This is a genomic window from Acidovorax sp. ACV02 (assembly GCF_014851475.1).
GTDB lineage: Bacteria > Pseudomonadota > Gammaproteobacteria > Burkholderiales > Burkholderiaceae_C > Acidovorax > Acidovorax delafieldii.
In genome coordinates this window covers 64359-91356 of record NZ_JACUZU010000005.1, presented here as the reverse complement: position 1 = coordinate 91356, position 26998 = coordinate 64359, and the positions used below count along the sequence as shown (strand labels likewise).

Annotated in this window: 26 protein-coding genes and 1 pseudogene; 7 read left to right on the top strand and 20 right to left on the bottom strand. The window is 63.7% G+C overall.

What is annotated here, in order from left to right; all coding sequences use genetic code 11:
• Nucleotides 1-2 precede the first annotated feature (2 nt).
• From IB236_RS13325 to IB236_RS13305, 5 genes are all read right to left on the bottom strand, one after another.
• Nucleotides 3-737, bottom strand: coding sequence for an SDR family oxidoreductase (locus tag IB236_RS13325; protein ID WP_192421148.1), 735 nt, complete (start codon nt 735-737; stop codon nt 3-5).
• Nucleotides 734-1777 carry an ABC transporter ATP-binding protein gene (locus IB236_RS13320; protein ID WP_192421147.1) on the bottom strand — a complete coding sequence of 348 codons (1044 nt, stop codon included), beginning with the start codon at nt 1775-1777 and terminating at the stop codon, nt 734-736. The genes IB236_RS13325 and IB236_RS13320 overlap by 4 nt, the downstream gene beginning before the upstream one ends.
• 46 nt (nt 1778-1823) lie before the next feature.
• Nucleotides 1824-2669 (bottom strand): carbohydrate ABC transporter permease, encoded by an 846-nt coding sequence (locus IB236_RS13315; protein ID WP_056067136.1) that lies wholly within the window; start codon nt 2667-2669, stop codon nt 1824-1826.
• A 15-nt stretch (nt 2670-2684) separates the two neighbouring features.
• Nucleotides 2685-3548 (bottom strand): carbohydrate ABC transporter permease, encoded by an 864-nt coding sequence (locus IB236_RS13310; RefSeq protein ID WP_056743676.1) that lies wholly within the window; start codon nt 3546-3548, stop codon nt 2685-2687.
• A 157-nt stretch (nt 3549-3705) separates the two neighbouring features.
• On the bottom strand, nt 3706-5037 hold the full coding sequence (locus tag IB236_RS13305) for a sugar ABC transporter substrate-binding protein (protein ID WP_192421146.1): 1332 nt from the start codon (nt 5035-5037) through the stop codon (nt 3706-3708).
• Nucleotides 5038-5477: 440 nt separating this feature from the next.
• On the opposite strand from IB236_RS13305, the gene IB236_RS13300 reads away from it, so the two are divergent.
• Both IB236_RS13300 and IB236_RS13295 read left to right on the top strand, forming a co-directional pair.
• Complete coding sequence (locus IB236_RS13300; RefSeq protein WP_099729858.1) at nt 5478-5771, top strand: DUF4148 domain-containing protein; 294 nt, start codon at nt 5478-5480, stop codon at nt 5769-5771.
• A gap of 55 nt (nt 5772-5826) precedes the next feature.
• On the top strand, nt 5827-6120 hold the full coding sequence (locus IB236_RS13295) for a DUF4148 domain-containing protein (RefSeq protein WP_192421145.1): 294 nt from the start codon (nt 5827-5829) through the stop codon (nt 6118-6120).
• Nucleotides 6121-6226: 106 nt separating this feature from the next.
• On the opposite strand, the pseudogene IB236_RS13290 reads toward IB236_RS13295, so the two are convergent.
• Together IB236_RS13290 and IB236_RS24340 are read right to left on the bottom strand one after the other, a co-directional pair.
• Nucleotides 6227-6532: pseudogene (locus IB236_RS13290) on the bottom strand (N-acetyltransferase family protein); the annotation flags it as partial.
• On the bottom strand, nt 6423-7010 hold the full coding sequence (locus IB236_RS24340; RefSeq protein WP_225581145.1) for a hypothetical protein: 588 nt from the start codon (nt 7008-7010) through the stop codon (nt 6423-6425). The gene IB236_RS24340 and the pseudogene IB236_RS13290, both read right to left, overlap by 110 nt.
• Nucleotides 7011-7122: 112 nt before the next feature.
• Between IB236_RS24340 and IB236_RS13280 the strand changes: the two genes are divergently transcribed.
• From IB236_RS13280 to IB236_RS13260, 5 genes are all read left to right on the top strand, one after another.
• Nucleotides 7123-7992, top strand: a complete 870-nt coding sequence (locus IB236_RS13280) for a thymidylate synthase (protein WP_192421144.1) — start codon at nt 7123-7125, stop codon at nt 7990-7992.
• Between the two features lie 74 nt (nt 7993-8066).
• Nucleotides 8067-8675, top strand: coding sequence for a DUF4337 domain-containing protein (locus IB236_RS13275; protein WP_056743682.1), 609 nt, complete (start codon nt 8067-8069; stop codon nt 8673-8675).
• 32 nt (nt 8676-8707) lie between these two features.
• Nucleotides 8708-9196: a dihydrofolate reductase gene (locus tag IB236_RS13270; protein WP_121943287.1), complete on the top strand. Its 489-nt coding sequence runs from the start codon at nt 8708-8710 to the stop codon at nt 9194-9196.
• A 268-nt stretch (nt 9197-9464) separates the two neighbouring features.
• The gene (locus tag IB236_RS13265; protein WP_192421143.1) at nt 9465-10742 is read left to right on the top strand and encodes a site-specific integrase; all 1278 of its coding nucleotides are present in this window, start codon (nt 9465-9467) and stop codon (nt 10740-10742) included.
• An 84-nt stretch (nt 10743-10826) separates the two neighbouring features.
• Complete coding sequence (locus tag IB236_RS13260) at nt 10827-11105, top strand: hypothetical protein (protein WP_192421142.1); 279 nt, start codon at nt 10827-10829, stop codon at nt 11103-11105.
• 347 nt (nt 11106-11452) lie between these two features.
• Here the strand turns inward: IB236_RS13260 and IB236_RS24335 are convergent, their stop codons facing one another.
• The 13 genes from IB236_RS24335 to IB236_RS13195 all read right to left on the bottom strand — a co-directional run bounded on the left by IB236_RS24335 (nt 11453) and on the right by IB236_RS13195 (nt 26994).
• Complete coding sequence (locus tag IB236_RS24335; RefSeq protein WP_225581144.1) at nt 11453-12196, bottom strand: Gp49 family protein; 744 nt, start codon at nt 12194-12196, stop codon at nt 11453-11455.
• A 50-nt stretch (nt 12197-12246) separates the two neighbouring features.
• The gene (locus IB236_RS24330; RefSeq protein ID WP_225581143.1) at nt 12247-12702 is read right to left on the bottom strand and encodes a hypothetical protein; all 456 of its coding nucleotides are present in this window, start codon (nt 12700-12702) and stop codon (nt 12247-12249) included.
• Nucleotides 12703-12710: 8 nt separating this feature from the next.
• Nucleotides 12711-13190, bottom strand: coding sequence for a hypothetical protein (locus tag IB236_RS13245; RefSeq protein WP_192421141.1), 480 nt, complete (start codon nt 13188-13190; stop codon nt 12711-12713).
• Nucleotides 13187-13360: a hypothetical protein gene (locus IB236_RS24325; RefSeq protein ID WP_225581142.1), complete on the bottom strand. Its 174-nt coding sequence runs from the start codon at nt 13358-13360 to the stop codon at nt 13187-13189. Before IB236_RS24325 ends, IB236_RS13245 begins: the two co-directional genes overlap by 4 nt.
• 95 nt (nt 13361-13455) lie before the next feature.
• A complete protein-coding gene (locus IB236_RS13235; RefSeq protein ID WP_192421139.1) occupies nt 13456-14094 on the bottom strand; it encodes a glycoside hydrolase family protein in 639 nt (212 codons plus the stop codon).
• The gene (locus IB236_RS13230) at nt 14091-14360 is read right to left on the bottom strand and encodes a hypothetical protein (protein ID WP_192421138.1); all 270 of its coding nucleotides are present in this window, start codon (nt 14358-14360) and stop codon (nt 14091-14093) included. Before IB236_RS13230 ends, IB236_RS13235 begins: the two co-directional genes overlap by 4 nt.
• A 68-nt stretch (nt 14361-14428) precedes the next feature.
• Nucleotides 14429-14794 (bottom strand): hypothetical protein, encoded by a 366-nt coding sequence (locus tag IB236_RS13225; RefSeq protein ID WP_192421137.1) that lies wholly within the window; start codon nt 14792-14794, stop codon nt 14429-14431.
• Nucleotides 14754-15359, bottom strand: a complete 606-nt coding sequence (locus tag IB236_RS13220) for a hypothetical protein (RefSeq protein WP_192421136.1) — start codon at nt 15357-15359, stop codon at nt 14754-14756. The genes IB236_RS13225 and IB236_RS13220 overlap by 41 nt, the downstream gene beginning before the upstream one ends.
• 2 nt (nt 15360-15361) lie before the next feature.
• Nucleotides 15362-15982, bottom strand: coding sequence for a hypothetical protein (locus tag IB236_RS13215; protein WP_192421135.1), 621 nt, complete (start codon nt 15980-15982; stop codon nt 15362-15364).
• Complete coding sequence (locus IB236_RS13210; protein WP_192421134.1) at nt 15982-16704, bottom strand: head decoration protein; 723 nt, start codon at nt 16702-16704, stop codon at nt 15982-15984. Before IB236_RS13210 ends, IB236_RS13215 begins: the two co-directional genes overlap by 1 nt.
• 13 nt (nt 16705-16717) lie before the next feature.
• Complete coding sequence (locus tag IB236_RS13205) at nt 16718-17068, bottom strand: hypothetical protein (RefSeq protein ID WP_225581141.1); 351 nt, start codon at nt 17066-17068, stop codon at nt 16718-16720.
• The gene (locus IB236_RS13200) at nt 17058-17405 is read right to left on the bottom strand and encodes a hypothetical protein (RefSeq protein ID WP_192421133.1); all 348 of its coding nucleotides are present in this window, start codon (nt 17403-17405) and stop codon (nt 17058-17060) included. The genes IB236_RS13205 and IB236_RS13200 overlap by 11 nt, the downstream gene beginning before the upstream one ends.
• 49 nt (nt 17406-17454) lie before the next feature.
• Nucleotides 17455-26994, bottom strand: a complete 9540-nt coding sequence (locus IB236_RS13195) for a PLxRFG domain-containing protein (protein ID WP_192421132.1) — start codon at nt 26992-26994, stop codon at nt 17455-17457.
• Between the last annotated feature and the right edge of the window lie 4 nt (nt 26995-26998).

The window sequence follows — 26998 nt, the reverse complement described above, 5'->3', positions numbered from 1 at the left end:
TTCTAGAGATCAAAGTTCGTGGGCATCATCACGACATCGCGGATGGTCATACCGCGCGGGCGGGTGAGCATGAAAAGCACCACGTCGGCCACTTCAGACGCCTCGATGAGGCTGCCACTGGCCTTGGCCTCGGCCAGCTTTTCCGCGGGCCAGTCGGCCAGCAGCGAGGTGATGACGGGCCCGGGCGAGATGGAGCCCACACGAATGCCGTGCTTGAACACCTGGCGGCGCACGGTCTGCACGAAGCAGTTGACGGCCCACTTGGACGATGCGTAGACGGGCTCCCACGGCGTGGGGAAATGCGCGGCCAGCGAGCTGGTGACGATGATGTCGCCCGTGCCGCGCTCGATCATGTGGGGCAGCACGTTGTGCACGTTCTTCATCACCACGTTGACGTTCAGGTTCAGCATGCGGTCGATGGCGTCGGGGTCGGCATCCACCAGGTCGCCGCCCACATACAGCCCGGCGTTGGCGTGGAAGATGTCGAGCTGACCAGCCAACGCCAGCGTGCGCTGCAGCAGGCTGGCGCACTGCTTGGCATCGAGCAGGTCCAACACCAGCGGCAAGGCGCTGGGGCCGATGGCGGCACAGGCCTTGGCCAGCGCGGCTTCGTCGCGGTCGATCAGCACCACGCGCGCGCCGGCATCGGCCATGGCCTGGGCGCTGGCGAACCCGATGCCCGAGGCAGCGCCGGTGACCGCCGCCACCTGCCCTTGCAGGGTCTGCGCGGCACTCATGCTGCGTGACCCGCCACGACGCGGCCGGCGGTGTCGAACCAGTGCGCGTGCGATGCATCGATGTCCAGGCTGACCGCATCGCCTGCGCGCAGGCCTGTGCGGTCGTTCTGGCGCGAGACGAACTGCGCGCCACCGGGCGTGCTGACATAGATCAGCGTCTCGGCGCCCAGCGCTTCGATCAGGTCCACCTGGCCGCCCACGGGCGTCGCGCCGGTGTTGCGTACCGTGATGTTCTCGGGGCGCAGGCCGATGGCACCGCCCTCCGCCCCGGCGGGTGCCTGCTGTTGTATAGGCGATGGCAGCTGCGGCAGGGGCACCACATTCATCTGCGGCGTGCCGATGAACTGGGCCACGAACTGGTTGGCAGGCTTGTCGTACAGCTCCAGCGGCGTGCCCACCTGCTCGATGACGCCGTCGCGCAGCACCACCACGCGGTCGGCCAATGTCATGGCCTCCACCTGATCGTGCGTCACGTAGATGGTGGTGGCGCCCAGGTCGCGGTGCAGCTTGGCGATCTCCACACGGGTCTGGCCGCGCAGTGCCGCGTCAAGGTTGGACAGTGGCTCGTCAAACAGGAACACCTTGGGCGCGCGCACGATGGCGCGGCCGATGGCCACGCGCTGGCGCTGCCCGCCCGACAGCTCCTTGGGCGTGCGCTGCAGGTACTGCGTGAGGTTGAGAATGCGCGCGGCGTTCTGCACCTTCTCGTCGATCACCTGCTTGTCCACCTTGGCGAGCTTGAGCGCGAAGCTCATGTTCTCGTAAACGCTCATGTGCGGGTACAGCGCATAGCTCTGGAACACCATGGCCAGGTCGCGCTTGCTCGACGGCTGGTCGGTGATGTCCCGGCCGTCCAGCATCAGGGTGCCGCCGTCGATATTTTCGAGCCCCGCGATCAGCCGCAGCAGCGTGGACTTGCCACAGCCCGAGGGGCCGACGAAGACGATGAACTCGCCTTGCTGGATGGTGAGGTCGATGCCCTTGATGGCGCGGTGCTCGCCGAAGAATTTCTCGATGCCGCGCAGTTGAAGGTAGGCCATGGAATCGGGTTCCTGAAATCTTGAAAACTGGGAGGAAAACTGCGGCTTACTTGACCGCACCAAACGTCAGGCCCTGCACCAGTTGCTTCTGGCTGAACCAGCCAAAGACCACGATGGGCGCAATGGCCATCAGCGACGCGGCGGACAGCTTGGCCCAGAACAGGCCTTCGGGACTGGAGTAGGACGCGATCAGCGTGGCCAGCGTGCCGGCCTTGGCGGCGCTGAGGTTCAGGCTCCAGAAGGCTTCGTTCCACGACAGCACCAGGCACAAGAGGCCGGTGGATGCCAGGCCCCCCATGCCCAGCGGCAGCAGCACCAGGCGCACCTCTTGCCACAGCGTGGCGCCGTCCATGCGCGCGGCTTCCAGGATCTCGCGCGGGATGTCCTTGAAGTGCGAGTACAGCATCCAGACCATGATGGGCAGGTTGGACAGCGCGAACACGATGATCAGCGCGAGCTGCGTGTCGAGCAGGTGGCTCTTTTGCGCCAGCACGTAGATGGGCACCAGCGCGCCCACGGCGGGCATCATCTTGGTCGACAGCATCCACATGAGGATGTCCTTGGTGTACTTGCCCTTGAAGAAGGCCATGGCGTAGGCCGCAGGCGCAGCCAGCATGAGCCCCACCAGGGTAGAGACCACGCTGGTGATGACCGAATTCTTGGCGTACAGCAAGTAGTCGCTGCGCTCCTGCACCTCGTGGAAGTTTTCGAGCGTGGGGACAAAGAACAGCTGCGGCGGCACGGCGATGGCCTGCAACTCGGTCTTGAACGCCGTGAGGAACAGCCAACCCAGCGGGAAAAACAGCAGCAGGGCCACGCCCCAGGCAGCGGCGGTGCGCAGGGCCAGCAGGCCCAGCGGGAAGTTGGAGCGGCGTCGTTTTGTCGTTGTCATGAGCGTTGCCCCGTCTTACTTGTCAAGGTTCTTGCCGACCATGCGGATCAGAAACACCGCCGCGATATTGGCCAGCAACACTGCGAACAGCGCACCTGCCGAGGCCACGCCCGCGTCGAAGTTGAGCAGCGCCTGCTTGAAGATCAGGAAGGTGACGTTGGTGCTCGCATCGCCCGGCCCGCCACCCGTGGTGGTGTAGATCTCGGCAAAGATGCTGAGCAAAAAGATGAGTTCGATCATCACCACCACCGCCACCGAGCGCGCCAGGTGCGGCACATACAGGTAGCGCAGCTGCTGCAGGTAGTTGGCGCCGTCCATGCGCGAGGCTTCGAGCTGCTCGTGGTTCATGCTCTGCAATGCGGTCATGAAGATCAGCGTGGCAAACGGCAGCCATTGCCACGACACCATGACGATCACCGAGAACAACGGGTGGTCCGTGAGCCAATCCACCGGCTGTGCGCCAAAGAACATCCACACTTGGGCGAGCACGCCGTAGATGGGGTTCATCATCATGTTCTTCCACATCAGCGCGTTCACCGTGGGCATGACGAAAAACGGCGAAATCAACAGCACCCGCACGATGCCCCGGCCCGCAAACGGCTCGTTGATGAGCAGCGCAATCGCAATGCCGAACACCACCGTGATGAGAATGACGCTGCCCAGCAGCAGCAGCGTATTGACCACCGCCGTGCCAAACGACGGGTCGGTGACGAAATACTCAAAGTTCTCCAGCCCGGCAAAGCCCGTCTGGTCCGGCTGCATGAGGTTGTAGCGGATGAGCGAGAAGTAGATCGTCATCACCAGCGGAACGATCATCCACAGGAAGAGCGTGGCCATGGCTGGCGTGAGCAGCAGACGGGGTAGCAGGCGGCGGTTCATGGGAATTCCGATACAGACTTACACAGCGCAGTGAGGCAAGCGCCCAGCGGGCGTAGTGAGCGGCCCGAGGTGGGGGTGCTGTACCGCAGTCGTACTCCCGTACGGCGAGGAACACCGCCTCCAGATCGGGCCGCGCAGTAGCCCAATGGGTGCTTGCCTATTTGTAGTAGCCAGCCTTCTTCATTTCGCGGTCAGCCGCCACCTGGCCGGCCTTGAGTGCCGCGTCCACCGTCGTCTTGCCTGCCAGCGCAGAACTCATCTGCTGGCCCACGGCGATACCGATGGCCTGGAACTCCGGAATGGCCGCGAACTGCACGCCCACATACGGGCTCTTGGGCAAGGTCGAATCCGTGGGGTTGGCCGAGTCGATGGCGGTCTTCTCTGCGGCGGCAAAACGAGCGGCCTTCTGGAAATCCGGCGAGGCGTAGGTGCTCTTGCGCGTGCCGGTGGGCACGTTAGCCCAGCCGTTGGTCTTGGCCACCAGCTGGATGTAGTCCTTGCTGGTGGACCAGGTGATGAACTTCTGCGCGGCGTCGACCTTTTTGGAACCAGCCGGGATGGCCAGATTCCACGACCACAGCCAGTTCGCGCCCTTGGGCGTGTTCATGGTGGGCGCCTGGGCAAAGGCCATCTGGTCGGCCACCTTGGACTGCTTGGGGTCCGCCACGAACGATGCCGCAATGGTGGCATCCACCCACATGCCGCACTTGCCGGAGTTGGTCAGCGCCAGGATCTCGTTGAAGCTGTTGGCCGACGAGCCGGGCGGGCCATAGTTCTTGAGCAGGTCGACGTAGAAGGTGATCGCGTCCTTCCAGGGCTTGGATTCGAGCTGCGGCTTCCACTGCATGTCGAACCACTGGCCGCCGAAGGTGTTGACCAGCGTGGTCAAAAACGCCATGTTGTCGCCCCAGCCTGGCTTGCCGCGCAGGCAGATGCCGTACACGCCGTTCTTGGGGTCGTGCATCTTGGCGGCCAGGTCCTTGATCTGCGGCCAGGTGGGACGCTCAGGCACCTGCACGCCGGCCTTGTCGGCCAGGTCCTTGCGGTACATCAGCATGGAGCTTTCGCCATAGAACGGCGCGGCAAACAGCTTGCCGTCCACCGTCAGGCCATTGCGCACGGCGGGCAGCAGGTCATCCACGTCGTAGGCAGCATCGGTCTTCAGCTCCTGCAGCCAGCCCTTCTTGCCCCAGATAGGCGCTTCGTACATGCCAATCGTCATCACGTCGAACTGGCCGCCCTTGGTGGCGATGTCGGTCGTCACGCGCTGGCGCAGCACACCTTCTTCGAGCGTGACCCACTTGAGCTTGATGTCGGGGTTCGCCTGCTCGAAATTCTTGCTGAGCTTTTGCATCTCGATCATGTGGCCGTTGTTCACGGTGGCAATCACGAGTTCGGTCTGCGCATGCGCAGCGGCTCCGCACAGCGATGCCGCCAGGGCAGCAGCGGCCAGAGCCAAGCGAGTGTGTGGACGGGTGGAACGGGGCATCGGAACGTCTCCTGCGTAGTTGGTATGGATCTGCCATTCAACGCCAGTCGGATTGCGGCATTGATAGGCTGAACGATACCGATGCTCTGATGCTCAGTTGATACTTTGAAAAGCACTACACATACTAAATTTCGCCAGAATCTCAGGATTTATACCTAGTCGCATCAATTGGGTATGTGCATTGTGGGCCTGGGGTGCCGGCCCTGGCGCTGCGGGGCGCTGCACACATTTGACCCAAGGGCGCGTCCTGAGTGGGCCTACTGTTTCCAAAACTGGAACAGTCAGTTTGCGACTCAGTGGTTTTTCTCTAAACACCATCGGCGTACAGTTCAACCCATCGATGAGCCGAACCCGCAAGGCGACTCACCGAACCCGGTTCAGGAATGGTTTTTGACCCGGCTTTTTTGAGACGCTTTTTCAACTTCAAGGACTTATCCATCATGAACAACACCGCACGTTTCCTGTCTATCGCCGCTGTCGCCGCTTTCGCTTCTTTTGGTGCTCAGGCTGACGAAGCCGATGCTTCGCAGTTCGCCACCAAGTTTGAAACCAACCGCACTCGCGCTGAAGTGGCTGCTGAAGCCGCTACCGTGGCCCAGACCCGCTCGATCGAGCCCGCTGGTTCGCGTGTGGTGACCTACAAGTCCACGGCTGACCGTGCTGCCGTGCGCGCCCAGGCTGCTGAAGCTGTGCGCACTGGCCAGATCCCTTCCGGCGAACTCGGCGCTCTGTAAGCCGTCCCGGAATCAACGGACTTCGCCCCCCACCCCATCAAGAATCGAGATCATCATGAACAAGACAACACGTTTCCTGTCCATCGCTGCTGTGGCTGCTTTCTCCGCTTTCGGCGCCCACGCTGACGAAGCCGACGGCTCGCAATTCGCCCTCAAGTTCGACACCAACCGCACCCGTGCCGAAGTGGCTGCTGAAGCCTCAACCGTGGCCCAAACACGCAGCATCGAACCCGCTGGTTCGCGTGTCGTGACCTACAAGTCGACTGCCGACCGTGCTGCAGTGCGCGCCGCAGCGGCCGAAGCCGTGCGCACCGGCAAGATCCCATCGGGCGAAATCAGCGCAATGTAAGAACGCGGACCTTCCCGGGTGGCGGCCTCTCACTGTTGTGGACGTGTGCCCCCGGACTCTCAGAAAGGGCTCCCATGTGGGAGCCCTTATTTCATTGGCAACAAGCTCAGGCCACCAGTGTCTTGAACATCACATGGGCATCGACATAGCCCAGCGTGTGGTGCCGGAAGGCCCCGGGCAGCGTGCCCACGATCGCAAAGCCCAGGTGCTGCCACAGCCGCACGGCGCGCACGTTGCTCGCCACCACCAGGTTGAACTGCATGGCCCGAAAGCCCATGACCACAGCCTGCTGCTGGGAGTGCTTACACATCAACGAGGCCACGCCCTGCCCCTGCGCGGTCGGCGCCACCACATAGCCACAGTTGCACACATGGGCGCCCTGCCCAGGCTGATTCGGCTTGATGAAGTAAGAACGTGTTTACGATCTTTTCGGGGCCGCGTTGGGGCGCAATCGGGATGAGTGGATGCTTCGGATGCGCCGCATGGGCTCGTGCCCATGCAAGCAGTCGGGGCGTCCAAATCGCCCGATTTCGCCCCAACCCTTCGGGCAAGTGCCTTGCCGGGCGGTCCGCGGCGTTGCGGCGCTTGTGGATAGCCGGGCTATCCACTGCGCCCCGCGCCTTGCGTCCCATCCCGGCAAGGGACTCGCGCGGCCCTGAAAAGATCGTAAACACGTTCTTAGCGCCCAGAATCTCCCCGCCCACGCCCAGGGCGACAAAGGTCGCAGCAGGCAGCTCTACCCAGGCTTTGTGGATCTCAGCCTCGGTGCTGTCGGGGGCAAACGCATACGTGTCTCCCGCCTGGAAGGTGGTGCGCAGGATGGGCCACACGGCGGGCCAGTCGGCAGCCTGGAGGGGGCGGATGGTGACGGGGGTATCGGAAGTCGTCATGGGAAGTGCAGTGGATGGACGGCGAGTCTGGCATTCTCCCGCTCCGCATAAAATCCGCCGTCGGCAACGGCCACCCCTTGATGGCGGCGCCCTACCCTGAGTGATCCATCCCATGACCCAGCCTTCTGCTGCCCCGGCAGCTCCTGCCTTGCCCGCCCGCCCCGTGCGCTCCCAGTACGAAGATTTCATGCGCCATGTGTTCACCCACGGCGTGGACAAGTCGGACCGCACCGGCACCGGCACCAAGAGCGTGTTCGGCCACCAGATGCGGTTTGACCTGAAGGAAGGTTTTCCGCTGGTCACGACCAAGAAGGTGCACCTCAAATCCATCATCCAGGAGTTGTTGTGGTTCCTGACCGGATCGAGCAACAACAACTGGCTGAAAGAGCGCGGCGTGACCATCTGGGACGAATGGGCGCGCGAGGACGGCGACCTGGGCCCGGTGTACGGCGTGCAGTGGCGCAGCTGGCCGACGCCGGACGGCGGACACATCGACCAGATCAGCGACGTCATCCAAACGCTCAAGACCAACCCCGACTCGCGCCGCATCATCGTGAGCGCCTGGAACGTGGCCGAGCTGCACAAGATGGCGCTGATGCCCTGCCACGCTTTCTTTCAGTTCTACGTCGCGCCTGCGCAAGAGGCGGGAGGTCGCGGCACGCTGAGCTGCCAGCTGTACCAGCGCAGTGCAGACATCTTTCTGGGTGTGCCGTTCAACATCGCCAGCTATGCGCTGCTGACCCACATGGTGGCCCAGCAGTGCGATCTGGAGGTGGGCGACTTCGTGTGGACGGGTGGCGACTGCCACATCTACAGCAACCACCACGAGCAAGTGCAGACCCAGCTGGCGCGCACGCCCTACCCCTACCCTGTGCTGAACATCAAACGCAAGCCGGACAGCATCTTCGACTACGAGTACGAAGACTTTGAAGTGGTGGACTACCAGTGCCACCCTGCCATCAAGGCGCCCGTGGCAGTCTGACCTGACCACTGCACCAGCCAGCCTGCGGCACAGGCCCCGCTTTCACCCATAACCAATACAACGAGCTTCTATCTATGTCTTCCGGCGGATTCCACGTACACGGCCCCCACGACCACGCGGTCGAACATGCCACCCACGGCCACGATGCTGCGCACCACGGCGCGGACCATGGCGGCGGCTCGTCCACCAACAAGATCGCCATGTTCACGGCCATCGTGGCCACGGTGGGTGCCATCTTTGCCTACATGGGCGGCGCCACCCAGGCCAATGCGGGCCTGATGAAGAACGACGCGGCCATCAAGAAGACCGAGGCCTCCAACCAGTGGAATTACTTCCAGTCCAAAAGCACCAAACAAAGCCTGGCAGAGCTGGCCCGTGACCTGACCCCGGCCGAAGCCGAGAAGGTCAAATACCAGGCCAAGATCGACCGCTACGAAAAAGAAAAGAACGAGATCAAGACCGCAGCCGAAAAGCTGGAGGCCGATGCCCACGCGTTCGACCAGCAAAGCGAAGCCCAGATGCACCAGCACCACCGCTGGGCCCAGGCCACCACTGCGCTGCAGGTCGCGATTGCCCTGGCCGCGATTGCGCTGCTGACCAAGAAGAAGTGGCTGGAATACGGCATGTACGGCGTGGCCGCCGTGGGCCTGGGTGTGGGCGCGCTGGCGTTCCTGCACATCTGATCCCCTCCCCACTCACGCACAGAGCGAGCCCCATGCCCCTGCACCTCATCTACGCCCGCGCGGCCAACGGCGTCATCGGCAAGGACAACCGCCTGCCCTGGCACATCCCCGAGGACATGGCGCACTTCAAGCAGCTCACTCAGGGCTGCCCGGTGGTCATGGGCCGCAAGACCTGGGACTCGCTGCCCCCGCGCTTTCGCCCCCTGCCCGGCCGCACCAACATCGTGGTGACGCGGCAGGCCGACTGGCAGGCCGAGGGTGCCCACCGCGCAGGCAGCCTGGCCGAAGCCCTGGCGCTGTGCGACGCAGGCAAAACCGTGTGGATCATTGGCGGCGCGCAGATCTATGCCGAATCCTTGCCCCTGGCGGACTGCTTGGAGGTGACGGAGATCGCCCAGGACTTTGACGGCGATGCCTATGCCCCTGTGCTGGGCGCAGAATGGGTAGAAACCGCCCGCGAGCACCACGTGAGCACCAACGGGCTGCCGTTCAGCTTTGTGACCCGTGTGCGCCGCAGCTGACGGCGCAGCCCCATCACTCTTTTACTCACATTTTGATAGCTGCCAGCGCATGATCCACTAGCGCTACCGGCCAAAAACCATGCAAATTGCCACCTGGAATTTCAATTAGTGTTTCAGAGTGGATCACAACGTCTCAGCAAGCATCGCAAGCCGTTGTTTTCATTGGGTTTTTTGATTCACACTGTCGCACACTGATTCTCATTGGCGCATGAACTCCGGGTAGCTAGGTGGGTAGCTACACTCCGAGCTACCCAAAAAAGGACTGCCGATGCCCAAAATCAGTCACACGCTCACCGATATACAGATCAAGCGCTGGATCTCAAAAGGTGAGGCTGTCGCCAAATCGGATGGCGATGGGCTGACGTTCACCCTTTCCACAGGCGGCACCGCCACATGGGTGCTCCGGTATCGCGTGCAGGGTGGGCGGCGGCGCGAGCTGACCATCGGCAGCTACCCGGATGTGACACTCGCGGCGGCCCGGGAGAAAGCCCGCGCCCTGCGTGCATCCATTGATGGCGGCGCGGACCCAGCAGCCGAGAAGCAGGAGCGCAAGTCGCGCACCGCAGCAGCATGGACGATGCGCGAGCTGGTGGCCGACTATCGAGAGAAGGTGCTCCGCCCGGATGTGTTCGCAGAGGACACCATCTACTACCGCAATGCCGACATCGACCAGGTGATCCTGCCGCGCCTGGGTTCCTGGCAGGTGAACAAGGTAACGAGCATTGATGTCGTGACCGTCCTCAAAGAGAGCGGCCGGACGTGGCTGATGACAAAGCGGCTGCTCACCTCTATCTCCAAGGTTCTCGACCACGCCTGCGGCCTGACGCTCATTGCGGCCAATCCGTGCACCGGCATCAAGCTGTCTGCGCTCAAGGGCCCTCGCCCCAAGACACGCCAGCGCGTCATGCTGGAGAACAAGGAGCTGCAGTCCCTGCTGCCGGGCATTGACTTCATCGGCCGGGAGAACGCCCTGGCCTTCCGCATCCTGCTGGCCACCTGCGTGCGCGGTGTGGAGCTGGTCAAGGCCAAGAAGGAGCACTTGGACCTGGAGGCCGGCACCTGGTGGGTGCCCGCAGAGTCCGTCAAAACCCGCGCTGGCTTCCTGGTTCCCCTCGCACCGGTCGTCGTTGACTGGTTCCACGAGCTGATCGCCCTGTCTGGCGACTCCGTGTACGTGCTACCCACTCGCCGCGCCGACCGCTCCAAAGAGCTTGGCGACGTGCCTATCGGACGCACAACCCTTTGGGCTGCCCTGCGCCGCGCGTTTGAGCGCGGTGACATGGACATCCGCAAATTCACCCCCCACGACACGCGCAGCACGGCCAAGGGCCACCTCATGAACATGGGGGTGTCGCGCGAAATCTCCGAGATTGCCCTGAACCACACGCTCAAGGGCATGGAGGGGGTCTACGACGTGCGGGAGGAAATACCGGAGCGCCGCAGGGCCCTGAAACTCTGGGCCGACTACCTAGTGGGGTGCGAGAACAGCGCCCCACCCGGCCGCGATGGTGAGGCGAACGTGGTCCGGTTGCGCAGGGTGGCATGAGCTGGGTCACCCCCTCTGGACCGTAGACAATCACTATCCATGGCCGCCCAAAACATCGTTGACCTCCCCCCACACCACCCCGGCATGGCAGAACTCCACCGCAGGGTGTCGAATGCCTTCCGCGTGCACTGGATCAAGCACCCAGGAACCAAGCCGCAGAAGCTGATCCTGACCAAGCAGCAGGCCGATGATCTACGGCTTACCCAGCTGTATGGGGGTGTCTCCATGCCTGGATACGCCCCAGAGGTGGGCAAGTTCAACGACCGCCCGGTGGAGGTTTCGGCCACGACGGCTGGCGTGCTGGTGGCGCATGACGGCACGGAAATGCCACTGGCCGACTTCGACAAGATGCCGACTGCCTAGAAACTCTTGCGCCCATGTTTTAGGCGTAGAACACACAAGGGATGCATGGAATGACAAGCGCTGAATTTACGTGGTCGCGCGCTAACCCTACAGGCCCCAAGGGATGGTACGCCGTGCTCATTTGCTGGGATGAAAACGAAGGAATGTCTCCTTCATCTGCGTTTTGGGATGGCCAGTCGTGGGGTGATGACAATAGGCCAATTGCGGCTTTTCACGGGCCGCACCCATCCCCTGAGTCCGCCGATAACTGGGCTTACGAACACGACCCAGACATGTAAAAAGCCTCGCTCGCATCACTGCGGCGGGGCTTTTTCATTGGTGGACTGCTGCAGGTAGTGCAGTCGAAATCAGGTGGGGCGCGGGGTGCCGGCCAGATCAGCAGCAGCATCCGCTTCGGTGAGCACCGGGCGGGCCAGCTCGTCGCGCAGGCGGAATCCCAGCAGGGGCCAGATCTGGCGCTCTGCGTTCTCGCGGGCGATGCGCTTACCGATTTCCCAGTCGAAGTTCTCCGGGCTCGCGCAAGCGCTGTGGCCCAGCACCGTGAAGCCGTTGCGCAGCTCCAAGACGCAGATAGTGAGCAAGCCCAATGGGCCCTGCGGCTCAGGCGTAGATACGCTCTCGCTGTTCAGCGTTTCATAGCCGTACACGCCCTCGTCGGCGGTAAAGTAGTATGCGCTGGCAATTTCATCCTTCAATGCTGCAGGCGTCACGCGCGGGCCCTTGTCGGCCTTGGCCTGTATCTCGCGCTCCAGGGAGTCGGGGCCGGGGTCCACCACGGGGGGTGCCGAGGCTGCGGCCTTCGCCGCCTGACCCTTCTGGTACGGCATCCACTCGCAGTGGCGGTAGCCCGGAGTCACATCGCCCTGCTGCAATAGATTGACGCTGGTAAGCGCAAAGGTGTTGCCAGCATGATCGGTAATGCGCAGGTTGACCAAGCGGTCGTGCCACACATAGATCACGGTGGCATCCATCGGCTGGTCGTCGTAGGAAACCACGTTGACCTGGCCTCCGTTGATATCGAGAGTCTGGCCTCCATCGTGGCGATACCAGACTTTACGGCCTATGGTGGGCGTGATGACAGTAGAGGTCATGATGTTCTCAGGGAGTTGACCCGGCATCCGGCCGGGGCGGGCCGAATGGCTTAGAAGTTGGCGATGCGCTCGCCCAGGATCACGGACAGCTCGCGCATCACATCGAGCTGGCGGCGCATGCGGGCTTGTTCGTCGGCGGGCAACGTGGCGAACACAGGGTTTGCGTCGATGAAGGCCGAGAGGCTGCTGATTTCGCCGTCGCGGGCGGCCTTCTCCTTAATCACGCGCGCCTGGTGGGGCGGGACATCCACCGGCAGGGCAAAACCCTCGGCAGTGCCAGACGCATGGGCCTGCAACTTGTCTTGGGTCGTCTCAGGCATGTCCAGGGCGCAGCGCACGAAGCAGTCCTTGGCCTCCAGCAGCTTGCGCATGCCGGCGCTTTTCTCGGGGCCGTCCGGCAACAGGGCTTCCAGCTTTTCAGCCAGCTCACCGAGAGGCTTGCTCACGGCCTGCAGCTTGGGCGACAGGTGAGCGAAGGCGAAGTATTTGATAGTGGTAGAGGGCATTTAGGTACTCAGGGGGTGGGCCCGGCATCCGGCCGGGGCGGGATTACTGGCCAGGCTCCCCGGAGGGTGCGCGCATCACTTGCGTGGCCATCAGCTTTTGGGACCAGCTCTCCATACGCCGCGCGGCAGTCGTTGAATACGACTCCGAGGGCAAGGGCGTACTCAAGGACGGCGGCGGGGGGAGCTGCAGCGAGGCGGCGGGCGGCATCGGCGTTTTGGTCGCGCAGCCCATCAGAAACAACGTGCAGACGGTCAATTTCAGTGCGCAAAAGTGCTTCACGGTCACGGGCAGCATTGAGGGCTCCTTGGTAGGTCTTGTTGATGCCGCGCTCGTCGGCGCGGGCCTGGCTCACGGCGCCCAGGCGCTCGTTCGTCTGCTCCAGCCGGACCTCGGCCACGGCAGCGTCCATGCGGGCGTCTTGAAAGATCCAGACGCCGGTGGCAGCGGCCAGGGCCGCGATCAGGTGGGTGATGAGGGTGAGGTTCACGGCATGGCCTCACATTCCTTGCTGTTGCGGTAGCCGTTGCGGGCCTCGGCAAAGCAGGCGCGGGCGGCGGCATCGGCCCTGGCACGGTCCTGCCCACACGCTTCCAGTACCTCGCCGGCACTCAGATACCAGGCCGGCGCCAGATCAGCTTCTTGGGAAGCCGTGTTCAACAGTTCACAGGCGCTGTGGGCGGTGCTGGTGGGGATCACAGCGCAACCCGTGATACACGAAATGAGCAAACAAAATGAAATGCGTACAAAGCGAATCATTTATGAACTCCAAGGCGCCAAGACGTACAGATTTCGCCGTTGGCATCGCCGCGCAGCTGCAGGCCTGGCAGCACGGTGGAAACGCCTTGCACAGTCCCACGGTTCCAGCGCGTGTTTTCTCGGCAAGCGCCCACCCAGTCCCCGGCATTGGCCTTGCGGCGCATGGTGCTGCCGATGAAATTGCCCTCGCCCTTGTTGTGCAGGAAGTCGAGGAAGGTGGCTTGCTGGAACGGGTCGTAGCTGGCCCAGTGCGTGAGCAGGCGCTTGGCTTCGACCTCGTAGCCGATGTACCGGCGCTTCTCCAGCCGGTAGCAGTCGGCGGGGGTGTAGGTGCGGCCGGCCACCACCTCGGGCCCGGTCAGGCCATTGCAGACGGTGAGCGGCTGGCCCTTGCCCAGTTTGTCCACGTAGGGCGTGCCGATGTGGCGATTGCTGGATTCGTAGAAGCTGGCCATCACCATGGCAATGCGGATGCCGTCCGATACCTCGGGATCAGCGGCCACGGCCTGGATGTAGGCGTTGGTGTTGGCCTCGCGTGTGGCGGCCTCGTCCACGTAGTAGGCCCCACCACCGGCGCCCATCAGCATGACCAGGGCGGCCAGGCTGGCACGCAGCTGGATGGGAACGCGGCTCACTTGTCGGCCCCCAGCTCGCCCAATTCGGCGGGTTGAGTTGCACCGCGCTCCAGCTCGCGCCGCATGATCTGCTGGCGCATGCGCTTCATCGGCAACTCATGCTTGATGTAGCCATAAATCTGCACCGTCAACCAGGCTGCAGACAGCACGCCCACAGCAAGGTTCACAACGCCGAGGAAGGTGCCGATGCCAAGGAAGGCGGCCAGCCAGTTGACGATGGTCTTGGCCGTCATGGCATTTTCTGGGTGCAGGATCTGGTCTTTCATGACCATGGATCATTCCGGCGCACCCCTGGTTGTCCCAACCCTATACAGGGCGGGCAGAAAGAAAAGCGCTACGAAGGGGTGCGGGTGCTGCGCGAGGTGTAGCGCGGCTGGTTCGGCGGCTGGTACTCGCTCGGGTAGTTCTTGCGGTCGAACTCCTTGGTGTAGGCGTTCTTGCAGTGCCCCGGTCCTTGCCAGAAGAACAGGAGGTTGATGATGGGCATGAACAACTTGCCCAGCACCTTGCCGTCACGGTGAGCGCGGTACGCACGCGCGGACAGCGTTTCGTCCGCATAGCTCACAGTGCCGTCCAGCGGCGGGATCAGCGCATTGACCAGTTGGTCGGCAGCGATGAACACCTGCTGCCCGTAGGCAAGCGCCAGCGCGCCAAGGCGCTTAAGCCGCGCGGGCGGCGTCGAATTGGAAACCTGCGTCATGTGCTTCGTCCTCAATGCTGGGCGGCCACCCGCCCGAAAAGTCATAGCTGCCCGGGTCTGGGTTCGCTTCCATGGTCATCCGGTGGATCTCAGCCGCCATGAAGATGGCTGAGTCGCTGGCCGCCGTGGCCTGCACGATCTGGATAGCCAGTTCGCGGGTCATCACGACGAACACCGGGGGCGGCGCAAAGGTCAGCGTCTTCCACTGCAGCCCTGGCGGAATCACGAGCGTGGTGGAGGTCAGCGCGAGCTGCTGGATGCGGCTCTTCTCGTCGCTGTGGAACCAGTGCGCGCCGACCTTCACGCCCAGGGCAGCGCGGCGGTCGCGCTCGGCTTTAATGGCCTCCCAGGTATTGGACCGGCGCTGCTCGATGGGCGTAGAAACATAGGACGCTTCGACTTCTGCAATCAGTCCCTCGTATGGAGCGGCTTGATCGCCCAGCGCGGCGCGCAATTGCGCCATGGCCGAGTTCGGATAGCCATGGCGCAACTCTCCCTCGCCAGTGCTCCAAACGAGTTCTATGGACGGCGGCGTGTCGCTCTTGAGTACATCAATGAGGATCATGGTCAGTACGCCGTAGCGGTCCCAACAGTGCGGGCAAATGTGTTGCTCAATGCCTCGTAGGCGCCATTGGTTGCGTTGAGCGTCACCTGCTGTGATGTCCAACCTTCGCCCGCCCCGGTGCCCATACTGAAGCCGAAGTTCAGAATGCCCGCTCCCACACCCGAACCTTGCGAACTGAGCGGAAAGTCGATGGCCGTGCCGTTCTGGATCGATGCGAGTAAGTGCACCTGGTAGGCAAACGAGCTGGTGCCATCGGCGTTCGGAAAACGGATGTCAACAAACGTCTGACCATTGGTGCCGTTGTCCACGACCCGCCAGAGATAAGGATGCGCGTGGCCGTAGTTGTACGAGCCGAGCAGCTCCACCTTGAGGATGCCTGAGCCGTAAGCAGCGCCCTGAGTGGTTTTTGCGAACGTCACTTTCAGCATCACATGGCGCGTCGGGATAACCAGGTAGAACTCCGCCATATACCCAGCGTTCGAGTTCGACATGGAGCACAGCCGATACCAATTCCCGGCAAACGGCAGAAGCGTTCCCGTGAGCACTTTGTTGCCCACAAGCACGTTAGGGCCAGACATCACATAGCCCTTGTCGAACGCGAGATTGACGCCGACGTGTTTCATCAGGCCACCACGACGACACGGTATTGGCCTACGGTCGGCGCCGTGGAGAAAGTGAGCTGGACGGTGTTGACCCCATTGGCCACCCAGTCGCACAGCACGCCAGCATCGGTACTGACCTCGCGCACGCTGACAGAAACGTCCTTCGTGTTCAGGTTGTGGGTGACGGTGATGGTCGTGGCGGTGCCGTCCCCGACAGTCGCCGCCACCTTGCGCGCCACCACCGCGGTGTCGATGGCGATTACGCCACCAGTGATGTTCACACCTGTGCCTGCGGTGTAGCTGGTGCCTCCGCCCACCTGCACCCACACCAGCGCCGTGGTGCCCAGGGTGATGGGCGCATCGGTGGTCATCTTGTACTGGGCGTTTCCGTTGGTCGTGCCCTCGGACACGAACACCGTTGCACCCAGTACCTCAGCGGCGGCGTCGAAGTCGGTGGCACGGGTCCAGCTACCTGCGGCTGCCACATAGATGCCGTTGCCAGAGCCCGCGCTTTGGTCCTTGACCAGCACGCGGTCTCCCGCCACCACGCTCACACCGTCAATGGTCTGAGCGCCCGACAAGGTGATGTTGGCCGTGGTGGCGGCCCGCACCGGATCTTTCCACTTGAAGCCCTGGGCCTGGGCATCGAGCTGCGCCTTCGTCACCGCATCTTGCGGGTTCACGGCGTCCTGCAAGTTCGTCAGGCGGTTGCCGTTGGCGTCAAAGATATTGGTGATTTTCATGGTAGTGGTCCTCTCAATTGCAGTGGGCGTAGCCGATGTATGGGGCCCCGTGAGTGATCTGCACAATGTCTGCGTCCACATACAGAACATCGGCAGCGAGCAAGTTGCCCAGGTGATCCGTGACCGCGACAGACGGGCGCCGCGACAGGTTGTGAGCCACGGTCCAAACAGCGGAGGGGATTGATTGCGTATGCGTATAGGTGGCACCGCCGGCTGGTCCAGGGACACCCTGAATTCCGCGCGGCCCCTGCTCTGCGACGGCGACAACTTCTGTAACCTCAATCTCGGCAACGACAGGGCTTTCCACCTCGTCGATGACAACATCGGTCAGCACTTCCTCAACACACGCGCAGTTAGACGACATGGGTTGCACCTTCGAGGATGCCTACGCCGCCAGCGGCGAACGGCGTGACATCGCCGCCTGGATGGTCGATCAGCAAGTCATAGATACCGCCCTCCCATTCGATGGCGCCAGTGGTTTCGTCTGGGATAACGAGGTCCACCGTTCCATTCACACCACCGAGCGCAATGAAATCCGACACGTCAAGCAACAACGGACCGTCCACCTCCGAACGGATCTGCATGCGTGCGCCGCACCCTGTCAGGTCCACGGGGGTCCCGCTGGGCGTCTTCCAGCGCCAGCGCTTTTTGTAAGTGCCGCGCTTGTAGATCGTGAGGTTGCTCTTGATCGGCGTGTTCATGCCCTGCAGTTTTCCGGCTGCAGGGCATGTGGCAAAACCCTATACCGGGCTACCCGTTCTCCCGGGCCATTTCCCGCATCTGACTGCGCAAGGCCTTGGGTGCTGTTTCCTCGATGCGCTGGGTCCGGTCCTTGCCCATTTCGCGCACGCGCTTCATCACATCCGGGATCTTCGCCAGGATAGGCTGGTCCGGGTTGTTGCGATTCCAGGCGGCCAGCCGGTCACGCACTCGCTGCAGCGCGGTGTCATCCTTCTCAAACACCGCCTGCGCCCACTGCGCTTTGATGTCGCTGCTGGTCTGGATGTAGAAGCTCTTGGAGCGCTGCATGAAGGAGTTGGCCTCCTGCACCTCGGCCACGCTCTTGGGCTGGAACCCGATGGCCTTGGCGATTGCCTCGTCCAGGGTCGTGTCGATGACCTTGTAGCCCTTGGCATCCTTGTAGATGCCGCTGGTACCCATGTCGATGCCCTTGGCGGCATTGCGCACCGCCGCTGGCGACACTTCCAGCGCCGCGCCGGCCACGTCGCCGGTCAGCAGCTTGCGCGCGCCAGTGAAGCCGCGCGCCACCAGGTCGCCCGCTGGCCCAGCCACCTCCAGCAGATCCCGCTCGCGGTTCTGCTTGGCCAGCAGCAGGCCGGTACCGGGGATCAGGTTGCCCATGCCCAGGCGCCCCGACACATCGATGGGCGCACCGGGCAGGCCGGACACGCCCTGCTCCATGAAGTCGGCCAGCTCCTTGCCCACCACGTCGCGCAGCGCCTGCTTGCGCCAGTGCTTGGTGCTGATGTTGTAGCCCATGAGCTGGCCGGCGCCGTCGATCAGATCCTCGGCATCCTCCATGAAAGGCAGGCCGCCAGCGCCACCCATCAGCAGCAGCATGGCCACGGCCCAGCCAACGGCGCGCTTGCCCTCGGGGCCGCCCTGGCTCCACATGCGGTGCATCAGCTCCAGGTAGCTGACCGAATAGGTCTTGAAGGTGAACAGCGTGCCGCCGATGGTGCCGCGTGCCCACTTCGGCTTGTTCGCCTTTGAGTACACAAACTGCGTTTCCTGCACGGCACGCTCGGCAAACTTCGCCGGGTCGGCCATGCCCTGCTCCTTGGCGATGCGGTAGGCGGCAATGAAGGTGCTGCGGCGGTTGAACTGCTCAGCCAGTGCAAAGGGCTGGCCCCATGCCACCTTCACCCGCTCCCAGTTGTTGGCCGCCGCGGCGCGTGCATCGCCCAGCTTGGTGCCATCGCCCGTGCGCAGCGAGCCAGCGCCCCGCGCCTGCGCCATGAGCTGGTGGATTTCCTGGGGCGAAACGATGCCCTCGGCCTCTGCCGTTTGCAGCGCCTTGGCCAGGTCTGGCTCGTAGCCGGTACGCCGGGTCATGTCCCGCACGGCACCGGCCAGGTGCGATGCCGCACTGCGCAAGCCTCCGAACTGGCTCAACCAGGGCATGGTGATCTGGAAAGGCTGTGTCATGTTGACCATGGCCGAAGCCACGGAGCCGCCCAGGTACTGTGCGAAGAGCATGCCGCGCACGGCCTGGCCTTCTTCCTGTGGATCTTGGATGTAGCTGCGCAGGCCCATGGCCACGTCGCGCAGCTCGCCCTGCTCCTTGGGGATGCCCTCAATGGCCGTTTCCAGCGTGCCCGCGTTCAGGCCCCCGGCCGCCAGGCGGGCATTGGAGTACACAAAGCTCGCCAGCACCCGGCCCACGTCCTCGCTGTATCCGCTGATGCCCTTGCGGTGGATCAGGCGCTTGAGCGCGCTGTGGTTGTTCTTCGCCAGCTGCAGGTAGGCCTGGAATGCCTTGTCCTTCGGGTCCGAGCCCTCGCCGCTCAGACCCAGCATTTGGCCGAAGTGCTCAAGGCTTTCGGGGGTGATGCCCTGGAACAGCTTGAATGCCTCGTCACTCATGGTGCCCTGGGTGACGGTCGCGCCAGGGAATTCCTTCTCCATGGCGGCCTTCATCTTGTTGGACTCGTACATCGACTCAAACATGCCGAAATACTCGCGCGTGCCGTCCTTGCCCACCACGTCCACGGTGTAGCGGCCGAAGCGCGACAGCGGCGCGTAGCCCGCGTCCATGAGTGCCTTGGCACGCTCGTAGCTCTTCACCACGGCGTTGTTCAGACTCAGGATGCGGTCGGCCTGGTCTGGCAGCTCGCGCGCCTCGGCCTGCAGCGTGTCCGTGATGAGCACCATCGCGTCTTCCGCGCTGGCCTGCGCCAGAACTGCCTCACGCAGGCCAGCGTATCCGGCACCCAGCGCACGCAGCATGTCGGCGCGGGCGGTCATGTCGATCGATCGGTCAATCGCGGCCCGCGCCTCCTGGTACAGGCTCACCTGCTCGGCGCTCAGGTCGAACAAGTTTTTCAGCTCTTTCTCCGTCCAGACAACACCCGGCTTGAGGATAGTGCTATCAAATTTGTTGTTGATGATGGTGTTGTACTGATCCACCGGCAGGCCGCGCCACGCCTTGAGCATCTGCTCCTGGATCTTGCCGGTGCGCAGCAGGATCTGCGCCTTCTCATCAGGCGTGGTGTTGCGGTACTTCGCATTCAGGGCCTCGGTGGTCACGGGCGTGCCGTCCACATCGCGCGCCCACAGCAGCGTGCCCTCAAACAGTGGCTTGGCCACGGCCTGGTTGTCGGCGGCCGTGATCGGTTTTTTCTTGAGGTCGGCCAGCGTCTCCACCCGGGGCAGCAAGCGCGGCGCGCGGTCGGCAGCGTCGTTGCCCAGCATGGACACGTCATCAATGAAGCGCTGCGCCGCCTCGTACACCGGCTTGAACACCGGCGAGCGCTCGGCCAGGTTGCGCATGGTGCCCACGGTCTTGTCCCACAGAGACACCTTGCCAGGATGGGTCATGGCCTCCTGCAACTGCCCCATCGCGGACCCTCCGATGTCTGCCATCTTGGAGCGACTGAACAACGCGCCGCCGTCATCCTCGGCGTTGCGCTGCTCAATCTCCTGCGCTAGACTGAGAACGTCCCTCGCAGAGCGGATGGAAGTCAGGTCAATGCCATCGGCTTTGGCAGATGCGTCCACCCACACAGCTGCGGGGGATTTTTCGTTGAAATCCACCGCCTCCACCGTGTAGAGCGGATTGGCATGATTGGCGTCCACCGTTTCTTTCACGGTGAGCTTCGCCATCAGCATGCGCCCATCCATGGCCATGGGCACAAAAAAGCGGTGCACCGCCCGAACATTGGTGTTCCCGTCCCGGTCTTCCTTGCTCCACCCGAAGATTGCGTCTTGGTACAGGCGGTCGAGGTTTGCCACCGCGCGAGACTGCGCCTGGGCGCTGGCCGACTTCTCCACCGCTTTGCGACTGAGCATCTTGTCCAGCGTATTGCGAGACACATTTGCCCGCAGCCCCGTTGCCTCATTGGTCAGAGCCTTGCCCTGGAATTCCTGGGCCGCCTCACGCGCTTCGGTGAATGTGGATGCCGGGCGCAGCGGGGTTTCATCGGCACGAGAGAAGCCAAGCCCACCACCGGGGTCACCATCGGGGCCACCGCGCACCACCCAGCCGCGTGCTGGCAGGATGTACGCCTGAATGATGTCGTTGTCCGTCAGGCGCAGGCTCTGGAAGCCCGGGACATGCTGGCGCAGAAAGTTGCGGATGGCGGAAATCGCCCGCTGCACGAATGGCAGCTGCGGATTCTTCTCGGCCATTTCTGCCAGGACCTCCTCGGCCGCCTCGCGCACGCTCAGGCTGTTCACCCCGCGCAGGCCGTATTCCCGCATCTTGGCGGCCACCTCGGCTTTGCGCATGGTGGCGATCTGGTTCAGCACCTGGTCCAGGTCGCGGCCGAACTTGCCGCGGAGCCCGTGGTGGCCCAGCACCTCGTGGTACAGCACGCGCGCCGCGTCGTTAGGTGTGTTCAGGCGAGAGGCCATCAGGTAGGCCTTGCCCCGATAGTAGAAGCCCTCGGGCGCTCCGCGCGCACCGCCGCTGCGCTGGCGCAGGTCAGCCTTGCGTGCAGCTTCGGGGATGCGCTGGTCCTGCATGTCGAACGCCACCACCACCTCGGGTGCATTCGGGCCCCAGGCGGCGCGGATGGCATCCACCGTGGCAGAAACGGAGTCGATAGCCTGGCGCTGAGCGGCCTCGGAGTAAGCCGATTGGCTCCCCATGGCCTTGAGGAATGTGTCCACGTCGAAGGGCGTTGTGCGCCCCTCATCCTCGCGGCGGAACAACGCAACGCCACCGTTTTCGCTCTCGCGGGTCTGGATGACATCCACCAACTTGTCCAGAGACTTGTTGATTGCCACCCGCTCAGCGCCGGCAGGGAACGGCCGCTTGAAACCCCACGGTGTGGGAATGGCAGCGTTTTCAGGGGCATAGTTCAGGAAAGGACTGCGCCCACCCCGCTCGGCGATCTTGTCCTCCACGTAACCCTGGAAGGCGCGCGCCGCCAGTTCGTGCGGACGTGTCCAATAGTCCTGCCCCCGGCCCTGATCCAGCTCCTTGGCGTTCATGACGAACTCCGTGGGCACCGCACGGCTCTTCTCCGTCGCGTCTTGCGCATCGGCCAGCATCTTCAACCGCGCGCTGTAGTTTTGCATCACGCCGCGCAGTCGGTCCAGGGGGCCGTCCTGATCCGCAGAGAAGCCCTGGCGACCGCGCACGGCCTTCATCACGGCGCTCAGGCGGTTGAGCGCGTCATTGGTCCAGCGGATTCCTGCGCTGATGGAACGGCCGGAGCCCTTGGACTCCACGCGCAGCTCCAGCGCCTCTCCCGCAACGACCTTCTCGGCCACAGAGTCAAACTCGGCAAGCTGATCTGCCGTGGCGGCCTTGTTGTGGCGCTTGTAGTACCGGGTATCGAGATCACGCGCCAGGTCTGCGCGGATGGAGTCGAGGCGTCGCTTCACCTCCTCCCGGGCTGCTGCCACAAACCTGTCGGCGCGCGCCGTGTCCTCCACATAGGCCTCTGCCTTGCGCGCAATCGTGCGCATCACATCCGTGAATGCTTCACGCAGCTCAGGCCGCATGCCAGAGCGCTCGCCGCGCGTTCCGCCGCTGGCCATATCGTCTTCTGGTGCGTCGTGCACCTGCAGCGCGCGTGTGCCGTCCTTGGCGACCACCCACTCAGCAGGGGCCTTGCCGTCCTGGCGGCCGAAGTAGTGATCCAAGGCGTGAAACCACTCGTGCGCAAGTGAGCCGGCGCCGTTCATCTTGGTCAGGTTGATGACCACTTTGTCCAGCTCGTAGTGCGCGCGGGCACCGCTCAGACCGTGACCACGGGCGCCGAATGCCAGCGCCAGCTCTCCATTGAGGCTTATCGCTCGCGGTGGCACACCCATCACGTCTGCCAGATCGAGCAGACCGTCGTAGGCGTCATTGAGCAGCTGCTGGCGCTCCTGCTGGTTGTTCCAGTTCCCGAACTCCACACCCCGGAAGCCGAACACGTCCATGAAGTCGCTGTCCCGCGCGTCGCCGGTACGCCGCTCGGCCCCCGTGCGCACCTCAGAGGGTGGGCGAGGCAAGTCCGCCTCGCCAAAGGTGGTGTTCGTCTCGATGATCTCCTGCGCATGGGCCGCCATGTACTCCACCGCCAGCTCGCGAGTGGTGAACACCTGGTCCACCACCTTCACACGCTTGCGGTCGTTCACGTCGCGCCAGATCTCATAACCAGCGCCCTCTCCTCGCGCTGGCACCACCCGGTGCTTCTGTGCAACTGCCAGCAGCGGCACTGCCTGCTCGGCCTCTTCACGCGTGGCGAAAGTCTCGCGGCCCATTCGGCGCGGCTGCTTGAACGCATCCAGGCTGCGCGTGTCGCGCACAACCCACCGCCCCTCCTCTCCCAGGCGGCTGCTCTTGGCAATCTGGCTGATCTCGAAGCGGCGGGCCCACGCAGGCCGCTCGTCGGTGCTGCGCGGACGAGCAGCCTTTGTGCCCTTGGTGGCGGCCTGGTCCTTGCGCGCACCACCGATCTTCTCGCCGAAATCGGTGATGCGGTCAGTGGGCTCGCTGGACTCTGTGGGGGATGGCGCAGGCTCCTGAACCTGCACAGCCGATTCCGGCGCGGCCCGACTCTGAGGGGTTTCCATTGCGGCAATTGCGCGATCAGGCTTCGACCACCCTGCATCAGCAAATGCCTCAGCCATGCCCGGCTGCTTGATCGTGGAATCGGGCACCAAAACAAACTTCTGGCCATCGGTGAGCAGCGTGCGATCCAACGCCGCAAAGATGGTGGGCAGCCCTGCCGCCGTGCGCAGAGACTTTGCGCTGCGGTCGTCCCAGTAGGCCTCCGCTTCTTCCCGGCTTCCAAACTGATACCGATCGTCAGTGAGCCGCTTCACCTCGTTGGCCTTGGCACGCTCCTCGGAACGCTGCTTCTCCAGCTCAGCGTCAATGTCAGCCTGGGTGTACTCTGGGAAAAGCTCCGTGGGATGCGCACGGCGTCCATCAGGCAAAGTCACGTAGTACCGCACCATGGCGCCTGTGATGTCCGACTTCTCGAACAGATCAGGCGAGTGCACATAGCCGGTGCGCTCGTTGCCGTCGCGGCCGATCCCCTTCAACTCCCTTGGCGCGCCCTTCGCCTTGTATACGTCCACTAGCGAATTGAGCACGGCTTTGCGTTCGTCCTTGGTAAGCGCCTTGCCTGCGCCGAATCGCTGCGACTGATCGAGGGGCTGCGCTCGCTGCACCGGCCCCGCCTTAAGCTCGCGACCATCAGGCATGGTGGCGTGGGTGCGCTCGCGCAGACCTGGAACATCGACCCACTTCCCGTCCTGGGGCCGCACCTGGCGCACCGTCACGCTCCAGCGCCCGTCTTGGTCCGAAGGCAGATATGACACTACGCGGTCGTGCCCACCGTAGCTCTTGACGATGTTCCCAGGGGCGAAATATTCGGCGCGCGCAGCCTCTTCCGCCGCTGCCTTCTTGGCCAGAATGCCGCGCGATGCGGCCTTCTTGGGAACAGGGGGGGCAGCGGGGGCGGCTTCGTAGGCCTTCGTCTTTGCTTCGCTTTTTGTAGCTACTGACGCAGTATTCGCAGTCGCTGGGGCCTGATTCTCTTCATTTCCCAGAGCGCTCGGCGAGTTCTTCACCGCCTCCAGCGCCTGTTCCACCGGTGCATCCAGCACGATGGCTTTCACGGGCTTGCCTTCCTCGGCCGCTGCCATGGCCTGGTGGTGCCCGTCGATCACATGCCCATCGCTGGACACGATCACGGCACGGTCCCCGGTGGCAGCCTTGGCGGCCTCCACCTTGGCTGGCGAGTATTCCGCCTGCGTGGGTTTAAGGTCCGCTGCATTCACCGTTGTGGTTTCGTGCGCGATGCCCTGGGCGTTCAGATGCTTGACCAGGCCGCCGTGTGATTGCGTGGGCACCTGCGGCATTTCTTCGCGCGGAATGCCCAACGTCCCTGTCTCGGGCGCAAAGGTTTTCACCTCGGCCTCTTGTGCCGCGCGTACCTGATCCACCAGCTTCTTGCGCTGCGCTTTGAGGGTCACGGGCACTTTGCGGCTTTTCATGGCCGCCTCGATGTCGCCGCCGCCCTGCCCCATCGCGGCCGGGGAAGCACCGAGGATCTTGGACTCTACGTCGCGCAGTTGCTGGCGCAGCGCTTCGACTTTTCCGCTCGGCGCCTGAGCCTCCGGGCCTGGCGCTGGCGCTGCTTGCGCTCCAGGGTTCGCAGTCGGGGCGCCATCGGTCAGGCCTGCAGCGGCTGCTTGCTGCGCGCCATTCGCGCCTGGGCGTCCTTGAGCATCTGGTGCTCCAAGTGCGACTGCTGGCGCTGCTCCGACTTGCGACGGTTGCGCGCTACCTTGCTGGGCTTGGGCGGCTTGAGGGCCATTGCGGTTTCCTTCTGTGGTTGCGGGAATGGTCAGATCGGCCGGTACCGGGCCGGCGTCTTCGGTGAGGGAGGCAAAAGCGGCATCGGCGCGCTCTGCGCCGGGCACGCTGGCGCGCTGTTCTGCATCCAGCTCGGCCTGCAGCTCCTGCTGCTCACGCAGCGCGCGGCGGCGGCCCAGCTCTTGGGCCAGTTGCATGCGGACCTCACGCGACTGAGCGCCACGGAAGGTGCTGGACAGCTGGGCATCGCTCCAGCTCTCCATGGGCGAGCCCTGCGAAATCTCGCCCGTTTCCTGGTTTACGCCTTGCTGCGTAAGCGCTGGCTGCTCTTGTTTTTGATTGCCTTGGGCAGGCTTTTTGACTTGCTTTTGCGCCACCTCGGCAGCCTGGGCCAGCGCAGCGGCCTGCTGCACCTGGTCTGAGGCACCGGTATCGACAGCCAGCGCGGCACTGGCCGACAGCGGGCCGGCAGCAGGGTCCAAACCCATGGCCACGGAGCGCGGCACGGTCGCACCGGTGGACTGGTAAATCTCATCGTCAGGGCTCTGCACGGCGCGCGAGGCATCCATGGCAGCCTGGCGCTGCTCGGCGGCCTGGGCCTGCTGCTGCGCCAGCGCTGCCGCGCCATCGGGAGGCGCGGTCTGGGGCACGTTGGGGTCGCCTTGCTCCTGCTGCTGCAGCGCCGCCAGTTGGGCGGCAAATGCCTGCTGGATACGTTCCATGCCAGGGTTGGGCGGCGCGGCGCCGGCGTCAGTGGGTGCGGCACCAGGTTGGTCGGAAGGCGACGCACCTGGTTCCGCTTTAGGTTGCTTGAAGCCGTGATAGCCGGAAGCCGCGCCACCCATGGCGCCGCCCGACAGCACGCCCATGACCGCTGCGGAATCCACATCCGTCAGCCAGTCCTTGCCAAGCGCCACGTTCTGGAAAATCTGCTCGGCCACGGACTGCGGCAGCTCTTCCAGGAAGCCCTCAGAGATTGCGCCCTCAATCACGCGGCGCGGAATGCTCTTGGCAGCCGCTTGCTGCACCAGAGGATTGACGGCGGCGGTAGCGGCATCGTCGGCGTTCTGCTTCGCCATGCCCTTGGTGCCCTGGGCCAGCATGGTTTCGGCGTCACCGATGCCCAACTTGTTGGCCACGCGGCCGCCCAGCACGCCGAAGCCGGCCGTGGCCACACCGGTACCGGCTGCGAGCGCGGCCTGGGTGGGGGTCAGCAGGCCATCGGGAGTTTCCTGGCGGATCTGCTCAGCTGCGGAACCCGCCGCAGTCAGGCCTTCGCCGGCCGCGCCCGCCAATGCGGCACCAGCGGCGCCCATCTGGCCCAGTTTTGTTGCGGCCATGAGTCCTCGCGCAGCGACGCCACCAGCGACCATGGAAGGCACGGACTCCCCAACGGCACGGACAACCATGCTCGGGTTGGAGAGGGCAACCTTGGCTTTCTCTACGATGCCATCGGCTTGCTGGAACTGCTGGTTCTGCTGCTTGGTGGCGTCCGAGTCGAACAGATCGCTCGCTGCCTCTTTGGCCTGCTTGAACCGAAGGCCAACAGATCCACCCTCGTTCTCCAGAGCCTTGCCGACCGCGCCGCCAGTGGGGATGTCGAGTAAGCCCACAGCAGCCTCGGGCACAGAGATAGCGCCACGAGCCACAACCCCTAGCGCGTCGCCCGCCCAGCCTTTGAAGCCACGGGATGGCGGCGAGGCAGCATCGAGGAATGTGTCGATTTGGCTCTTTTGCGCGGGCTGTGCAGCCTTGCCGGCGAGGAAGTCATCAATTTGGCTCATCCCC

What these genes read in the sequence shown, in the direction of transcription:
- IB236_RS13215 (WP_192421135.1), bottom strand. Translation starts at nt 15,982, where the DNA reads ATGAAACACGTCGGCGTCAATCTCGCGTTCGACAAGGGCTATGTGATG.
- IB236_RS13315 (WP_056067136.1), bottom strand. Translation starts at nt 2,669, where the DNA reads ATGACAACGACAAAACGACGCCGCTCCAACTTCCCGCTGGGCCTGCTG.
- IB236_RS13305 (WP_192421146.1), bottom strand. Translation starts at nt 5,037, where the DNA reads ATGCCCCGTTCCACCCGTCCACACACTCGCTTGGCTCTGGCCGCTGCT.
- IB236_RS13195 (WP_192421132.1), bottom strand. Translation starts at nt 26,994, where the DNA reads ATGAGCCAAATTGATGACTTCCTCGCCGGCAAGGCTGCACAGCCCGCG.
- IB236_RS13200 (WP_192421133.1), bottom strand. Translation starts at nt 17,405, where the DNA reads ATGAACACGCCGATCAAGAGCAACCTCACGATCTACAAGCGCGGCACT.
- IB236_RS13220 (WP_192421136.1), bottom strand. Translation starts at nt 15,359, where the DNA reads ATGATCCTCATTGATGTACTCAAGAGCGACACGCCGCCGTCCATAGAA.
- IB236_RS24330 (WP_225581143.1), bottom strand. Translation starts at nt 12,702, where the DNA reads ATGCCCTCTACCACTATCAAATACTTCGCCTTCGCTCACCTGTCGCCC.
- IB236_RS13300 (WP_099729858.1), top strand. Translation starts at nt 5,478, where the DNA reads ATGAACAACACCGCACGTTTCCTGTCTATCGCCGCTGTCGCCGCTTTC.
- IB236_RS13205 (WP_225581141.1), bottom strand. Translation starts at nt 17,068, where the DNA reads ATGTCGTCTAACTGCGCGTGTGTTGAGGAAGTGCTGACCGATGTTGTC.
- IB236_RS13320 (WP_192421147.1), bottom strand. Translation starts at nt 1,777, where the DNA reads ATGGCCTACCTTCAACTGCGCGGCATCGAGAAATTCTTCGGCGAGCAC.
- IB236_RS24340 (WP_225581145.1), bottom strand. Translation starts at nt 7,010, where the DNA reads ATGACGACTTCCGATACCCCCGTCACCATCCGCCCCCTCCAGGCTGCC.
- IB236_RS13265 (WP_192421143.1), top strand. Translation starts at nt 9,465, where the DNA reads ATGCCCAAAATCAGTCACACGCTCACCGATATACAGATCAAGCGCTGG.
- IB236_RS13280 (WP_192421144.1), top strand. Translation starts at nt 7,123, where the DNA reads ATGACCCAGCCTTCTGCTGCCCCGGCAGCTCCTGCCTTGCCCGCCCGC.
- IB236_RS13295 (WP_192421145.1), top strand. Translation starts at nt 5,827, where the DNA reads ATGAACAAGACAACACGTTTCCTGTCCATCGCTGCTGTGGCTGCTTTC.
- IB236_RS13310 (WP_056743676.1), bottom strand. Translation starts at nt 3,548, where the DNA reads ATGAACCGCCGCCTGCTACCCCGTCTGCTGCTCACGCCAGCCATGGCC.
- IB236_RS13225 (WP_192421137.1), bottom strand. Translation starts at nt 14,794, where the DNA reads ATGACGCAGGTTTCCAATTCGACGCCGCCCGCGCGGCTTAAGCGCCTT.
- IB236_RS13230 (WP_192421138.1), bottom strand. Translation starts at nt 14,360, where the DNA reads ATGAAAGACCAGATCCTGCACCCAGAAAATGCCATGACGGCCAAGACC.
- IB236_RS13275 (WP_056743682.1), top strand. Translation starts at nt 8,067, where the DNA reads ATGTCTTCCGGCGGATTCCACGTACACGGCCCCCACGACCACGCGGTC.
- IB236_RS13260 (WP_192421142.1), top strand. Translation starts at nt 10,827, where the DNA reads ATGGCAGAACTCCACCGCAGGGTGTCGAATGCCTTCCGCGTGCACTGG.
- IB236_RS24335 (WP_225581144.1), bottom strand. Translation starts at nt 12,196, where the DNA reads ATGACCTCTACTGTCATCACGCCCACCATAGGCCGTAAAGTCTGGTAT.
- IB236_RS13325 (WP_192421148.1), bottom strand. Translation starts at nt 737, where the DNA reads ATGAGTGCCGCGCAGACCCTGCAAGGGCAGGTGGCGGCGGTCACCGGC.
- IB236_RS13270 (WP_121943287.1), top strand. Translation starts at nt 8,708, where the DNA reads ATGCCCCTGCACCTCATCTACGCCCGCGCGGCCAACGGCGTCATCGGC.
- IB236_RS13210 (WP_192421134.1), bottom strand. Translation starts at nt 16,704, where the DNA reads ATGAAAATCACCAATATCTTTGACGCCAACGGCAACCGCCTGACGAAC.